The organism is Halobaculum sp. CBA1158, from assembly GCF_021431925.1.
Lineage (GTDB): Archaea > Halobacteriota > Halobacteria > Halobacteriales > Haloferacaceae > Halobaculum.
This window is the reverse complement of the sequence record NZ_CP090371.1, coordinates 382,020-395,799: the sequence shown is the minus strand read 5'-3', so window position 1 is coordinate 395,799 and position 13,780 is coordinate 382,020. Positions and strand designations below refer to the sequence as shown.

Sequence of the window (13,780 nt, the reverse complement as noted above, 5' to 3'; positions counted from 1 at the left end):
CCGGCGTCAGTTCAACACGAGGAATCGGTAGTTCAGCACCGCCGCGAAACACGCCCAGGCGAGATACGGCACCAGCAGCGCCGCCGCCCGTCGGTCGACGCGGGCGAACGCGGCGATCGTCCCTGTCAGCACCACGGCGAGCGCGAGGATCACCGCCAGCGCCGCGGCGATCTCCCGCAGCGCGAAGAACGTCGGCGTCCACGCGACGTTGAACGCGAACTGGAGGAGAAACGCCCACAGCGCGAGGCGGCGGGCGGCCGTGGCCTCGGCGCGGATGACGAGCCACAGGGCCGCCCCGGAAAGCGTGAACAGCGCCGTCCAGACGACGCCGAACAGCCACCCGGGCGGGTATATCGCCGGCTTCGTCAGCGACGCGAACCACGCGGTGTCGGGGCCGCCGAGCAGCGCCGGCACAGCGCCCGCGACGTTGACGGCGACCACGAGTGCGAGGAGACCGCCGAGCCCGTCGAGGCGGTCACCGAGTCCCGAGCGCGGTCCCGAACTCCGGTCGGGATCGTGATCCGGGTCGGGCCTCGAGTCCGTCCGAGCGACGGCCGGCGAACTGTCGGTCATCGATCCACGTACGTCGGCCGACGTCATAAACCGGTCGAGCGGCCGACCGGCCGAGCGGTCGACCGGCCGACCGATCCGCCATCCGGGCGAGTCAGGCCGCGGCGACGACCGACTCGATCCGGTCGAGCGCCTCGTCCACGTCCGCCTCGCTCACGTCGAGGTGCGTGCACAGCCGGCAGGTGTAGTCGTCGAAGGCGCTGAAGGAGACGCCCTCGTCCTTGCAGGCGGCCGACAGCTCCTCGCCCGTCAGGCCGGCGTCCTCGCTGTCCACCATCACGATGTTGGTGTCGGGCGCGGGCGCGGACAGCCCCGAGATGTCGTTCAGTCCCTCGGCGAGGCGGGCGGCGTTGGCGTGGTCCTCCGCGAGGCGGTCGACGTTCTCCAGCGCTCGCAGGCCGGGCGCGGCGATCACTCCCGCCTGGCGCATCGCGCCGCCGAACAGCTTCCGGATCCGGCGTGCGCGGTCGACGAACTCCTCGTCGCCGGCGAGCACGGAGCCGACCGGCGCGCCGAGCCCCTTCGAGAGACAGAACATCACCGAGTCGACCGACTCGGTCATCGCCGCGGGATCGGTGTCGAGAGCGACACAGGCGTTGAGGAAGCGCGCGCCGTCGAGGTGGACCGGGACGTCCAGGTCGCGGGCGGCGTCGGCCGCGGCGTCGATGTCGGCCTTCGGGACCGCGACGCCGCCGCGGGAGTTGTGCGTGTTCTCCAGACACAGCAGCCCCGTGCCGGGGCGGTGGAGGTCCTCGGCGACGAACCCCTCGCGCACCTGCTCGGGCGTCGGGACGCAGCGGTCGCCGCAGTCGAGGATCCGCGGCTGGACCCCCGAGAGCTGCGGGATACCGCCCAGTTCCCACTTGTAGACGTGGGCCTGCTCGTCGCACAGCAGTTCCTGCCCGCGGTCGGTGTGCGTGCGGATCGCGATCTGGTTGCCCATCGTCCCCGAGGGGACGTACAGCGCGTCCTCGAAGCCGGCGAGGTCGGCCGCGCGCGCCTCCAGTTCGTTGACCGTCGGATCGTCGCGGTACACGTCGTCGCCGACGGGGGCGTCGCGGGCGGCCTCGCGCATCTCGTCGCTCGGGCGGGTCACCGTGTCCGAACGGAAGTCGATCATGTCGTGAGCGTCGGCGTCGCCGCGGAAATATCGCGCGATCGGCGAGCCCGAGACGGGGGCTGCGACGACCCGATGGTTTGACCCCGCGGCGGGGCGAACGCCCGCCTGTGCCGCACGCGACGAACGGAGACGTGGACCTGTACTACGAGGTCGCCGGCGACGAGAGCGGGGGAGACGGCGACGCGGGCGGCGGTCGCGGCGGGGGCAGCGGGGGCGACCGCGACGGCGACCCGATCCCCGTCGCCGTCTGCGGGGAGATCGGGTACGGGCCGTGGCAGTGGGGATGGCAACACGCCGCCCTGGCCGGCCCGCGCCGGCTGATCGTGCCCGCGACCCGCGGGACGGCCGACTCCGACGCGCCGCCGGGGCCGTACGCCGTCGGCGACCTCGCGGCGGACCTCGAGGCCGTCCTCGCCGACGCGAGCGTCCGGTCGGTCGACCTCGTCGGCGTCGGCCTCGGCGGGATGGTCGCGCTCCGCGCCGCCGCGCGGTCGGGGCGGGTTCGCAGGCTCGCGCTCGTCGGGACCGCGGCCTACGGCGGGGGACTGGATCCCGACCCGCTGTGGGCCGATCCCGACGACCCCGAGGCGCTGGAGTCGTCGCTCCGGGCGGCCGTGACCGACGACTTCATGTCGTATCAGCCCGACGTCGTCTCGCGGATCGTCGAGTGGCGAGCCCTCGAGGACGCCGACCGCGACGCGTGGGAGGCCGCGCGCGAGGCCGTCCGTGACTTCGACCTCACCGACAGGCTGTACGAGGTGACCGACGAGGCGCTGGTGATCCACGGGACCGAGGACCGGGTGTGTCCGCCGGCGAAGGGGCGGGAACTCGCCGAGGGGCTGCCGCGGGGGGAGTTCGTCGGCGTCGACGGGGCCGGCCACCTCGCGAACGTGGAGGCGAGCCGCGAGGTGAACGACCGGATTCTGGCGTTTTTCGACGGCGGCTAGACCGAACTGCCGGCGTCGCGGACGCCGGCGGCGACGGTGCCCGCGACGACGGCGACGACGGCGACGACGGCGACGCCTGCGAGCGACGCAAGCCCTTTGCCCGCGAGCGACCCACCACGGGGTAATGACACGACTTCGACTCGCGTTGCTCAACGCGGCTCACGAGAGCGCGAACACGGCGCGAAACTTCCGGCGGGAACTCGACGCCGACCTCGTGGAGTTCGACGCGAACGCGCGACAGATACCGGACCACTTTGAGTTCGACGGGGTGGTGATCACCGGATCGCGCTCTTCCGTCTACTGGGACGAGGAGTGGATCCCGCCGCTGGTCGAGTGGACCGCAGAGGCCGCCGAGCGCGGCCTCCCGATCCTCGGCGTCTGCTACGGCCACCAGGTGCTCGCGGAGGCGTTAGGGGGTCGCGTCGGCGGCATGGACGACTTCGAGATCGGCTACAACGAGGTCACCCACCGCGGCGACGACGAACTGTTCGACGGCATCGACGAGGAGTTCACGGTCTTCACCACCCACGGCGACGAGGTGGCAGAGCTGCCGCCGGGGGCTGAGCTGCTCGCCGAGAACGAGTTCGGCGTCCACGCCTTCCGGAAGGGTCGCTGCTGGGGCGTTCAGTTCCACCCCGAGTACGACGTCGAGACCGCCGAGCGCGTGACCGAGGGCAAGCGCGACCGGATCGGCGACGAGGCCGTCGACCGCGTGCTCGCGGACATCACCCCCGAGCGGTACGACGCCGCCTGCGAGGCGAAGACGCTGTTCGACAACTTCACGGCCTACTGCCGGCGAATCCGGGAGGAGGACGCCGCCGCCGGCGACGCGAACGCGGAGGCGTGATCGCCGGGCTGCCCGACCGCCCGATCGCTAGGTCGCTCAACCGGCGGGGCCCGACCGTTGACCGCCCGGCCGCCGACCAGCACGGCTGTCGCGTCTCCGCTCGTCGAAACCCCTATCACCCGGAGCGCCGCATCCGCGAGCATGCAGATCGTGGACACGCTCGTCGACGCCGTCGCGGCGAACCCGGCGCTGACGGTCATCCTCGTCGTCCTCCTGGCGCTGGTGTTCGGCGGCTACCTCTTCGTCCGCCGGATCCTCGTGAGCGCCGCCGAGGGGTACGACCAGGGCAAACGGTAACCGACGGGCGAGCGGCGTCCGCGGTTCCACGCCCGCCGGAGACGACCGCCGATCTCGGCGGCGACCGCGACACGTCGCCCGGAACCCAACAAGGACTTATTCGCGGCGGGTGAGGAAGTGACATGGTCGCGACCGGCACCCTCGTCACCCTTCTCGTCGCCGGACTCGCGTCGCTGTTCATGGCGTGGGCGATCGGTGCCGGCTCCTCGGGGTCGACGCCGTTCGCCCCCGCCGTCGGCGCGAACGCCATCTCGGTGATGCGCGCCGGCCTGATCGTCGGGGTGCTCGGCTTCCTCGGAGCGGTGTTGCAGGGCGCGAACGTCACCGAGGCCGTCGGCAACGACCTCATCATCGGGGCCCCCATCACCGCCACCGCCGCCATCGTCGGGCTGATCACCGCCGCGGTGCTCGTCGCGATCGGCGTGTTCGCGGGCTACCCGATCGCCACCGCCTTCACCGTCACCGGCGCGGTCGTCGGCGTCGGCCTCGCGCTCGGGGGCGACCCGGCGTGGGGGAAGTACCGCGAGATCGTCGCGCTGTGGGTCGCAACGCCGTTCGTCGGGGGGTTCATCGCGTACGCGACCGCGCGGCTCCTGCGCGCCGAGCGCGTCGCCGAGACGGTCGCCGTCCCGACGCTCGCGGGCCTGGTCGCCGCGCTCGTCGCCAACGTCGGCTTCACCGTCCTCGGCCCGCCGGGCGTCCAGCGCTCGCTCGCGGGCGTCGCGTCCGACGTCGTCCCCGTCGCCGACGCCGCCGGGCTCCCCGTCGGCCGCCTGCTCGTGACCGTCGCGTTCGCGGTGGTGGTCGCGCTGGCGCTGCACCGCGACATGCGGGCCGACCAGGCCCGGGGACAGCGGCGCTTCCTGCTCGTGTTGGGCGGGCTCGTGGCGTTCTCGGCGGGCGGCTCGCAGGTCGGCCTCGCGATCGGCCCGCTCGTCCCGCTGATCGGCGGCGAGGGTGCCGACGTGCAGATCCCGCTGATCGCCGTGCTCGTCGGCGGCGGCCTCGGCCTGTTGGCGGGGTCGTGGACCGGCGCGCCGCGGATGATCAAGGCGCTCGCGCAGGACTACTCCTCGCTGGGACCCCGGCGCTCCATCGCCGCGCTCATCCCCAGTTTCGCCATCGCACAGACCGCCGTCGCGTTCGGCATCCCCGTCTCGTTCAACGAGATCATCGTGAGCGCGATCATCGGCTCGGGGTACGCCGCGGGGGGTGCGGGCGTGAGCACCCGGAAGATGGGCTACACCGTGCTCGCGTGGATCGGGTCGCTGGCGCTGGCGCTGGGTCTCGGGTACGGGGCGTTCATCGCCGTCGATTCGGTGCTGTAGGTCGTAACCTCGGCCGTCACGTCCGGTCGCGCCTGGGGCGGATCGGTGCGGCCGGGGACGACGACACCAACAGTTTTCGGTGGCCGTTCGGACATCCGAGCGCACGAATGACGCAGGGTATCTTTCCCGAACGGATCGAGACCGACCGACTCCGGTTCGAACGGATCGGTCACGAGGCGACCGACGTGTTCGAACTGTACGACCTCGTCCGACGTGAGGACTGGCGGGGTGAGGCGACGACGCACATGCCGTGGTTCCGGTTCGACACCCTCGACGATGTCTCCGGGTTCGTCGATCACGCCGAGGAGCAGTGGAAGGATCGGGAGACCGCGCGGTACCTCCTCCGATCGGCGGACGAGAACGGGGATCCCGTCGGCGTCACCGCGTTCGGACCGGAGTGGGACGAGCGGCGGGCGGGGTCGGGGATCGTGCTCGCGAAGGAGTACTGGGGTCGCGAGTACGGACTTGAGCGCGCCTCGGCGTTCGTCGAGTTGACGTTCGAGCGATACGACCTGGACGCCTTCTACACGACGTGCGCCCGGGACAACGAGCCGTCGAGACGGATGATCGAGAAGTACGTCGACCGCTACGGCGGCCGGCACGAGGGCGTGCTCCGGCACCACTCCGCGCGCCCCTCCGGCACGGTCACCGACCAGCACCGGTTCAGCATCGTCCGGGAGGAGTACGAACGGGCGACGGAAGACCGGTCCACGCTGCAGTTCGATCTCTACTGGTAACCGGGGAGCGGACGACGCCCGGGAGCGTGGCGGCGAACCCGTCGGCCCGCCTCAGCCCTCGACTTCCGCGCTCGCCTCGGACTCCTGCTCGTCGTCGTCGCGGTAGTACGCCTCGGTGACGGTGACGCGAGCGCGCATGATTCGGGTGTTGTCGACCTCCTCGATCCGGATCTGGATCCCGTCGTAGTCGATCTCCTCGCCCTCTTCGACGAGTCGGCCCGCGCGATTGAACACGAAGCCGGCGAGCGTCTCGAACTCCTGGCCCTCGGGGAGTTCGATGTCGAGCACCTCGTTCACCTCGTCGATGTTGACCTCCCCGCGCACGAGGACGGTCGCGTCGTCGACGAACTCGAACGGCTCCTCCTCGTCGCCCTCGAGGATCTCGCCGACGATCTCCTCGACCATGTCCTCCAGGGTGAGGATCCCCTCGGTGGTGCCGAACTCGTCGATGACGACCACCATCTGCATCCGCGAGTCCTGCATCTCCTCGAGCAGCTCGTCGGCGTTCTTCGATTCGGGGACGTGCAGCGTGGGCTGGACGACGCTCGCGAGGTCGCTGTCGCCCTCGCCGTAGTAGCGCGCGCGGACCAGATCGCGGATGTTCACGACGCCGACGATGTTGTCGAGGTTCCCCTCGTACACCGGGACGCGCTCGTGGTCCGCCTGGACGCACGTCTCGATCGCCTCGTCGATGGAGGCGTCCTTCGGCACCGCGTTCACGTCGAGACGGGGGGTCATCACCTCCTTGGCGATGGTCTGGTTGAATCGGAAGATCCGGTCGAGCATCTCCCGCTCCTCCTCCTCGATGACGCCCTCGCGCTCCCCGGTCTGGATCATGTTCTGGATCTCGTCGCGGGTGACGTAGGACGTCTCGATGGCCGACCGGCCGCCTGTGACCTTGTTGATGACGCGGGTGAGGTAGTCGAAGACGACGATGAGGGGGAACAGGACGTACTCGGAGATCTTCAGCGGACGGGCGACCCGCAGCGCCCACGACTCGGTGTTCTCGACGGCGTAGCTCTTGGGAGCGGACTCGCCGAACAGGAGGACGAGCGCGGTGATCCCGAACGTCGCGGCGACGACCGCCTGTCCCTGGCTCATGTAGATGGCGAACAGGCCGGTCGCGATCGAGGACATCGCGATGTTGACGATGTTGTTGCCGACGAGGATCGTCACCAGCAGCCGGTGGGGGTCGTTCTTCAGCTCCTTGACCGTCCCGGCACCGAGGCGGCCGTCCTCGACGAGCTGCTCGACCCGGTGGCTGGCCAGCGAGAACATCGCGATCTCCGAGGAGGAGAAGAACGCGGAGAGCCCGATGAGCACGACGATCGCGACGGCCCCGCCGACGGTGATCGTGGTGTCGTTGATCGGCACGGCGTTCGCGAGCCCGCCGAGTTGCGCGGGCGAGACTAGTGGAGCGTGTACCGTCGACAAACCCATGTGATACGGGGATTTGCTCGGCCCCCGGATTAAGCGTTGTCCTCGACTCCGGTGGTCGACGGAACACGAGGGCACCGTCGTCGATTCCGCGGGCGAAGGGATTACGCCGGAGGCAGTCGTACTGGTGGGTATGTCAGATCCCCAAATCACGCTGTATCGGCTCCAGGCGTGTCCCTACTGCGAGCGGGTCGTCCGGAAGCTCAAACAGTACGACCTCGACTACGAGTCGCGGTTCGTCGAGCCGATGCACTCCGACCGGAACGCGGTCGCTCGGCTCACGGGCAAGCGCTCGGTCCCGGCCATCCGCGACGAGGCCACCGGCGTCACGATGTCCGAGTCGGGCAACATCGTCGAGTACCTCGACAACACCTACGGCGACGCCGCGGCGGGAGGTGCCTGAATGGTCGACTTCGAGGTCGTCGAGCTTCCGGAGGCGGATCACGTCGCCGAGGGCGAGACCGCCCCGGAGTTCACCCGTCCGCTCGTCGGCGACGAGTACTGGAGCGACACCGCGCTGTCGGAGCTCGACGGTCCCGTCGCGCTCGTGTTCTTCCCGATGGACGGGGCGTTCCCGGCGACGTACATCTGGAACGAGATCCGCGACCGCGAGTGGGGGCGCGGCCCGAGCGACCACGTCACAGTCGTCGGCGTCTCCGCCTCGACGCCGTACGAGCACACGTCGTTCCTCGCGGAGCGCGGGATGGACTACGAGCTGTTCTCGGATCCCGGAGTCGGCGTCGGCGACCTGTACGGCGTCGCGCACGATCTCGACGGGATGGCGGGAGTCCGCGAGCACCGCCCCGCCGTCTTCCTGCTGGACGACGACCACGCCGTCGAGTACGCGTGGGTCGCCTCCGAGTGGCCGGAGTTCCCGGACTACGACGAGGTCGAATCGCACATCGAGCGCCTGTGAGCGATGGACGCGACCGGTAACGGGACGGACGGCGACGGGGTCGGTGACGGCGGGATCACTACCGCCGACATCGACCGTGCTGCCGAGGCGGTCCGGGCGGGCGAGACGGTCGTCTACCCCACCGAGACGGTGTACGGGCTCGGCGCGGACGCGACCGACCCCGCGGCGGTCGAGCGCGTCTTCGAGGCGAAGGACCGCCCGCGCGACAAGCCGCTCTCGGTCGCGTTCGGGAGCGTCGAGGCGGCGCTGTCGCTCGTGCCCGCGAGCGACCGCGCGGCCCGCTTCGCCCGCGAGTTCCTCCCCGGGCCCGTCACGGTCGTCGTCGACCGCGACGACGCACTCCCGCCGGAACTCACCGACGGCGAGCCGCGGGTCGGTATCCGGGTTCCGGATCACGAGACGGCGCGGGCGCTGGCCGACGCCGCCGGGCCGATCACGGCGACGAGCGCGAACCGCTCGGGCGCGGGCAGCGTCCGGCGGGTCGCCGATCTCGACTCCCGGGTCCGGGAGGCCTGTGCAGTCGTGCTCGACGGCGGGGAGACGCCCGGCGGCGAGAGCACGGTCGTCGACCCCGCACGCGGCGTGATCCACCGGTCGGGACCGCTGGCCGACGAGATCCGCGAGTGGCTGGCCGGCGAGCCCTGATCGGTCGGGGTATCGGACCTACAGTCCGATCAGGCTCCGGAGGCTTCGCGTGTTCACCCCGCAGTTCGTTCGGTGGCGACACGAGTCGCACTTCGGGCTTCCGGAGAGCCGCGAGGGCGGTCCCGCCATGTCGCGGATCGAGCGCAGGACCCGTCGGTACGCTCCCGAGCGGCGGACCGACAGCCGGACCTCCCGGACGACGCCGTGGGCCGGGTACTCGACGAGCGCCCGCCGGATCCGTCGCTCCTCCTCCCACGAGAGCGCGTGCATCGCGGCGACGGCCCGAACCGACTGCGGCTCCCAGACGCCGCGTTCAGGAGGGTCGCCGGGGGAGACGATCACCGGCGTCGGCGGGTCGCCGACGGCGTCCTCGGCCGTCGACCCGAGCACCTTGTGCGCGACGCCGCGGGCGTCTTTCCCCTCGAGGAGGACCCGGGTTCGGGCGGGATCGACCAGCGCGTTCCAGTCGGGACGGTCGGCCAGCCGTTCGAGGGCGGCCCGGTACGCCGCCGGCGGGGGATCGATCGGCTCGGCAGCGAGTTCGGCGTCGTCCATGTCCCGCAGTTCGGGGTAGCGGAAGGCGAGGTCGATCCGGGCGGTCGCCTCGGGCGGGGGTTCTCGGTCGTCTTCGCGTCGGTCGTAGTACAGTTGTCGGGGGCAGTACGTCGCCGTCGCGAGGTCCGAGAACGTCGCCTTCTCCGGGGGCACACCGTCGGTGGTTCCGGCTTCGTATTTGAACGTTCGCGGCGGGCGGTGGGAGTCGCGGTTGCGGTGGCGGTGCAGTCGCGGCGCGGGGCGGGGCGAGGGTGTCGCGGCCGCGGTGCGGAGTCACCAGCGTCAGTACCGCGAGCGAGCCGGCCTCCGGCCGGCGAGCGAGCGGTAGTTTTGTCATGAACGGGTTTTCAACGGGGGTTCCCGCAGGGAGCGAGCGTAGCGAGCGACCGAGGAAACCCCTGTCCGAAAAGCGGTTCGTCAGAAGGAAACGTTCGTCTCGATGTCCTCGGCGGCCTCGCGAAGCCCGTCCTCGTGGGCCTCGTCGGTGTGGCCGCTCTTGAGGTCCTGCTCGGCCAGCAGGTCCGCGAACTCGTCGCGGAAGCGGTCGTTCGCGCGAGTCGACTCCAGGTCGGCGGCGACGACCCGCGAGTAGTGGTCGACGGTCGCCTCGTCGGCGTCGAGTTCGGCCGCGCGCTCGGGGATCGGAACCCCGTCGACGTGCAGCGAGCGGAGCGCCGAGAGGGCGAACGGCGCGTCGCGGTCGCGGTCGCGGACGAGGTGGAGGTCCATCCGAGCGTCGAAGACGGTCGCCTCGTCGACGCCCAGGTCGTCGGCGATGGCGGCGTCGTCGGCGTCCTCGAAGAACAGGCGAACGACGCGTTCGAGGTCGTCGTCGGAGAGCCCCGTCTCGAACGCGTAGCGCTCGCGCATCCGGGCGACGAGTTCGGCGACCCGGTCCCCGTCGCCGGCGTCGGTCACCAGCGAGCCGTGCCCCTCCTGCTGGCGCTCGGTGACGGTGTCGTCGCCCGTCGCGTCGAGAAAGATGTCGCGGAGTTCCTCCGTCTTTTCGTCCATTGATCGGTGTGAACGCCGCGGCCGGTGAAAAGGCTGTTGACGGCGTCGTCGCGGGCGGTACCGGCCGTGGCGGCCGTTCGGCCGAATGCGGTATCGACCCGGTGGACCGCTCCCGTTCGCGACGTTCATGAGGGCCCGATCACGGCGACGCAGCGCGACTGTGAGAAGATTTAACCACGGACGCGAACGCGATAGCGACATGCAAGCCGACGTGACGCGCGAGACCTTCTGGACGATCGGCCCCGTCGGGAAGGCCGCGTTCTACTACCTCGCGGCGGTCGCGATCGCGGTGTTCCTCTACGGGACGTACGCGCGGTTCGCGCGCTACGCCGCCGGCGAGGACGACTGGTTCGACCGCCTCGACGACCTGCCGGGGCGAGTGCTGCGGGCGGCCCGGATCGTGGCGTCGAACCGCAACCAGTTCGACCGCGACCTGTACGCGGGCGTGATGCACGCGTTCATCCTCTGGGGCTTTCTCACCCTCCTGATCGGAACGACGATCCTCGGGATCGACCTCGACTTCTGGCGACCCGTGACGGGCGAGTCGTTCTTCATCGGCGACTTCTACCTCTCGTACTCGTTCGTCATGGACGCGATGGGGCTGTTGTTCGTCGTCGGCGTCGGCATGGCAATCTACCGGCGTTACACCGAGCGCGAGGGTCGCCTGTGGGGCAAGCACACCTCGCTTGAGGACGACGCGTTCGTCTGGACGCTGCTGGCGCTGGGCGTCGGCGGCTACGTGCTGGAGGCGTTCCGCATCATCGGCTCCGCCGAGTTCGCCGCATACGAGCAGGTGTCGTTCGTCGGCTTCTTCCTCGCCGGCGTGTTCGCGGAGGCGGGCGTCACCGTCGGGATGGCCGAGACGCTGTACTACTGGACGTGGTGGAGTCACGCCCTGCTGGCGTTCGCGTTCATCGCGCTGATTCCGTACGCGAAGCCGTTCCACATGATCTCCTCGTTCGCGAACGTCGTCACCCGCGACGAGAAGGCGGGCGTCCGGCTGCCCGGGGTTCCGGAGGACGCCGACCCCGACGAGATCGGCTACGGCTCCATCGAGGACTTCTCGTGGCGGCACATCCTCGACCAAGACGCCTGCACGAAGTGCGGCCGCTGTTCCTCCGTCTGCCCGGCGAAGGCCTCCGGCCGGAACCTGGACCCGCGCGACGTGATCCTCGACCTCAAGAGCTACCGCGAGTCGCTGGACGCCGGCGAGACCGAGGCGGTCGAGATCGTCGCGGACGGCGGCGAGTCGGTCATCGCCGCCGAGTCGATGGAGTCGTGCATGTCCTGTATGGCCTGCATGGACGCCTGTCCCGTCGACATCGAACACGTGCCGGAGTTCACCCAGATGAACCGCCGGCTGACCGAGACGGGCCAGATGGACGAGATGGTGCAGGACGCGATGATGAACGTGTTCCAGAACGGCAACACGTTCGGCGACCCCGCCCGCAAGCGACCCGACTGGACGGACGACCTGGACTTCGAGGTGCCCGACGCCCGCGAGGAAGACGTGGAGTTCCTCTGGTACGTCGGCGAGTACCCCAGCTACGACGAGCGCAACCGGCGCGTCGCTCGGTCGCTGGCGACGCTGTTCGAGCGCGCGGACGTCTCCTACGGCATCCTCTACGAGGACGAACAGCACGACGGCAACGACGTGCGCCGCGTCGGCGAGGAGGGGCTGTTCGAGATGCTCGTCGAGGACAACGTCGAGGCGTTCGGCTCCGCGACCTTCGAGAAGGTGGTCACGACCGACCCGCACTCGATGAACACCTTCCGCAACGAGTACCCCGAGGTGAGCGAGTTCGACGACCCCGTCTTCCACTACACGGAGATCGTCGAGCGCCTCGTGAATCAGGGTCGCCTCGGGCTGGACGGCACGGAACTGGACTACACCGCGACGTACCACGACCCGTGTCACCTCGGCCGGATGAACGACGTGTACGAGGCCCCCCGCGACCTGATCCGCGCGACGGGGGTCGACCTCCACGAGATGCCGCGCAACCGCTCGGACTCCTTCTGCTGCGGGGGCGGCGGCGGCGGCCTCTGGATGGACCACGACGAGGAGACGAAACCCAGCGAGGAACGGCTTCGCGAGGCGCTGGAGGACACCGCTGCCGGCGACGCCGTCGAGAAGTTCGTCGTCGCCTGCCCGATGTGCGGGACGATGTACGAGGACGGCCGCAAGACCGGGAACTTCGAGGACGACATCGAGATCGTCGACATCGCGGAGCTGCTGTGTGAGGCGCTGGCGGCGAAGGAGGGTGTGGCCGTCGAGGCTCCCGGCGACGCTGACGCCGACGGCGACACGTCGCCGACGGCGGCCGACTGAGCGGTCGAATCGGCGGCTTCCGAACTCGTGGAGTCAGAAACTCGGCCGCGCTTACGACCGCGAGGCGTCCACGTCGATCGCGTCGACCGGGCAGATGTCCACACAGAGCATGCAGTCGATGCACTGGTCCTCGCGGGTCGGCTCGACCTTTTTCTCGCTTTCGGGGTGGTCGGGCGTGTCGACCCAGTCGAACACGTCGACCGGGCAGTTCTCCAGGCACGCGCCGTCGGCGATGCAGATGTCGTAGTCGACGGCGACGTGAGCGCCGTGGATCCCCAGCTTCTCGGGCGGGTCGACCGGCCCCCATACGTCGAGGCCGTTCTCCTCGCCGGCGTGCTCGCGGTTCTCGTCGAAGTTCGGATCGATTCCCATTGCCGGGGGATTGTCCGCTCACGTACAAAAGCGCCGGCATCCAGGGACCGCGCGGGCGACGCGCCAGCTCCCGCCGCCGACACGGTTACGCCCCGCGCCGGCGACCCGGTCGTCATGGACCGCGTCAACGCCGACGACCTCGACTGGGACGAGACCGACCGCGGCGATCGAGTCGGCTGGCGGCGCAAGCGACTGGCCGCGGCGGCCGACGGCGACGACCTCGGGTGTAGCCTCTATGAACTGCCGCCGGGAAAGCGGGCCTGGCCGTACCACTACCACGCCGGCAACGAGGAGGCGCTCTACGTCCTGTCGGGCGAGGGCACCCTGCGCCACGCGGACGGCGAGGCCGACCTCCGCGCGGGCGACTACGTCGCGCTGCCGGCGGGCGAGGACGGCGCACACCGGGTTATCAACGACTCCGAGGGACCGCTTCGCTACCTCGCGATGTCGACGATGCGCGATCCGGAGGTGCTCGTGTATCCCGACTCGGACACGGTCGGCGCGATGGCCGGCGACCCACCGGGGGGAGCCGGCGAGCGCGACGTGGACGCGTACTTCCGCCGCGACGACGCCGTCGACTACTGGGACGGCGAGGAGGGGTAACCGCTCGGCCCGTCGGTGCGGCCGGTGCGGTCGGGGGCGGCGTCCGAAGGCACATATCCGGCG

The 13,780-nt window shown here is 70.3% G+C and carries 17 protein-coding genes; 10 read left to right on the top strand and 7 right to left on the bottom strand.

The genetic code is table 11. From position 1 onward, the window contains the following. Nucleotides 1-6: 6 nt before the first annotated feature. Together Hbl1158_RS01955 and Hbl1158_RS01950 are read right to left on the bottom strand one after the other, a co-directional pair. Nucleotides 7-573 carry a TspO/MBR family protein gene (locus Hbl1158_RS01955; RefSeq protein ID WP_234298401.1) on the bottom strand — a complete coding sequence of 189 codons (567 nt, stop codon included), beginning with the start codon at nt 571-573 and terminating at the stop codon, nt 7-9. Between the two features lie 91 nt (nt 574-664). After that, nucleotides 665-1,690 carry a low specificity L-threonine aldolase gene (locus Hbl1158_RS01950; RefSeq protein WP_234298400.1) on the bottom strand — a complete coding sequence of 342 codons (1,026 nt, stop codon included), beginning with the start codon at nt 1,688-1,690 and terminating at the stop codon, nt 665-667. Nucleotides 1,691-1,797: 107 nt separating this feature from the next. On the opposite strand from Hbl1158_RS01950, the gene Hbl1158_RS01945 reads away from it, so the two are divergent. After that, entirely contained in the window at nt 1,798-2,637 is an 840-nt protein-coding gene (locus Hbl1158_RS01945) for an alpha/beta fold hydrolase (protein ID WP_234298399.1), read from the top strand. On the opposite strand, the gene Hbl1158_RS17130 is transcribed toward Hbl1158_RS01945, so the two are convergent. Then, nucleotides 2,634-2,768 carry a hypothetical protein gene (locus Hbl1158_RS17130; protein WP_255764123.1) on the bottom strand — a complete coding sequence of 45 codons (135 nt, stop codon included), beginning with the start codon at nt 2,766-2,768 and terminating at the stop codon, nt 2,634-2,636. The genes Hbl1158_RS01945 and Hbl1158_RS17130 overlap by 4 nt on opposite strands. Between Hbl1158_RS17130 and Hbl1158_RS01940 the strand changes: the two genes are divergently transcribed. The 4 genes from Hbl1158_RS01940 (at nt 2,762) to Hbl1158_RS01925 (ending at nt 5,846) form a co-directional block, all read left to right on the top strand. After that, entirely contained in the window at nt 2,762-3,484 is a 723-nt protein-coding gene (locus Hbl1158_RS01940; protein ID WP_234298398.1) for a type 1 glutamine amidotransferase, read from the top strand. The genes Hbl1158_RS17130 and Hbl1158_RS01940 overlap by 7 nt on opposite strands. A 141-nt stretch (nt 3,485-3,625) precedes the next feature. Then, nucleotides 3,626-3,781: a hypothetical protein gene (locus tag Hbl1158_RS01935; protein ID WP_234298397.1), complete on the top strand. Its 156-nt coding sequence runs from the start codon at nt 3,626-3,628 to the stop codon at nt 3,779-3,781. Between the two features lie 122 nt (nt 3,782-3,903). After that, entirely contained in the window at nt 3,904-5,109 is a 1,206-nt protein-coding gene (locus Hbl1158_RS01930; protein ID WP_234298396.1) for an inorganic phosphate transporter, read from the top strand. Between the two features lie 107 nt (nt 5,110-5,216). After that, entirely contained in the window at nt 5,217-5,846 is a 630-nt protein-coding gene (locus tag Hbl1158_RS01925; protein ID WP_234298395.1) for a GNAT family protein, read from the top strand. Nucleotides 5,847-5,897: 51 nt separating this feature from the next. On the opposite strand, the gene Hbl1158_RS01920 is transcribed toward Hbl1158_RS01925, so the two are convergent. Then, nucleotides 5,898-7,286: a hemolysin family protein gene (locus Hbl1158_RS01920; RefSeq protein WP_234298394.1), complete on the bottom strand. Its 1,389-nt coding sequence runs from the start codon at nt 7,284-7,286 to the stop codon at nt 5,898-5,900. Nucleotides 7,287-7,416: 130 nt separating this feature from the next. Between Hbl1158_RS01920 and Hbl1158_RS01915 the strand changes: the two genes are divergently transcribed. From Hbl1158_RS01915 to Hbl1158_RS01905, 3 genes are read left to right on the top strand one after another with little or no spacing between them, the layout of a single operon-like run. Beyond that, nucleotides 7,417-7,686 (top strand): glutathione S-transferase N-terminal domain-containing protein, encoded by a 270-nt coding sequence (locus Hbl1158_RS01915; protein ID WP_234298393.1) that lies wholly within the window; start codon nt 7,417-7,419, stop codon nt 7,684-7,686. Then, nucleotides 7,687-8,199, top strand: coding sequence for a redoxin domain-containing protein (locus Hbl1158_RS01910; RefSeq protein WP_234298392.1), 513 nt, complete (start codon nt 7,687-7,689; stop codon nt 8,197-8,199). Nucleotides 8,200-8,202: 3 nt separating this feature from the next. After that, complete coding sequence (locus Hbl1158_RS01905) at nt 8,203-8,844, top strand: L-threonylcarbamoyladenylate synthase (protein WP_234298391.1); 642 nt, start codon at nt 8,203-8,205, stop codon at nt 8,842-8,844. Nucleotides 8,845-8,862: 18 nt separating this feature from the next. Here Hbl1158_RS01905 and Hbl1158_RS01900 read toward each other — a convergent pair whose 3' ends face one another. Beyond that, complete coding sequence (locus tag Hbl1158_RS01900; protein ID WP_234298390.1) at nt 8,863-9,552, bottom strand: hypothetical protein; 690 nt, start codon at nt 9,550-9,552, stop codon at nt 8,863-8,865. Nucleotides 9,553-9,816: 264 nt separating this feature from the next. Beyond that, nucleotides 9,817-10,413 (bottom strand): conditioned medium-induced protein 4, encoded by a 597-nt coding sequence (locus Hbl1158_RS01895; protein WP_234298389.1) that lies wholly within the window; start codon nt 10,411-10,413, stop codon nt 9,817-9,819. Nucleotides 10,414-10,612: 199 nt separating this feature from the next. Here Hbl1158_RS01895 and Hbl1158_RS01890 point away from each other — a divergent pair, with 199 nt between their 5' ends. Next, nucleotides 10,613-12,742, top strand: coding sequence for a heterodisulfide reductase-related iron-sulfur binding cluster (locus Hbl1158_RS01890; RefSeq protein ID WP_234298388.1), 2,130 nt, complete (start codon nt 10,613-10,615; stop codon nt 12,740-12,742). Between the two features lie 51 nt (nt 12,743-12,793). On the opposite strand, the gene Hbl1158_RS01885 is transcribed toward Hbl1158_RS01890, so the two are convergent. Further along, nucleotides 12,794-13,114 carry a ferredoxin family protein gene (locus Hbl1158_RS01885; protein WP_234298387.1) on the bottom strand — a complete coding sequence of 107 codons (321 nt, stop codon included), beginning with the start codon at nt 13,112-13,114 and terminating at the stop codon, nt 12,794-12,796. A 114-nt stretch (nt 13,115-13,228) separates the two neighbouring features. Between Hbl1158_RS01885 and Hbl1158_RS01880 the strand changes: the two genes are divergently transcribed. Continuing rightward, on the top strand, nt 13,229-13,717 hold the full coding sequence (locus Hbl1158_RS01880) for a cupin domain-containing protein (RefSeq protein ID WP_234298386.1): 489 nt from the start codon (nt 13,229-13,231) through the stop codon (nt 13,715-13,717). The last annotated feature ends 63 nt before the right edge of the window (nt 13,718-13,780 follow it).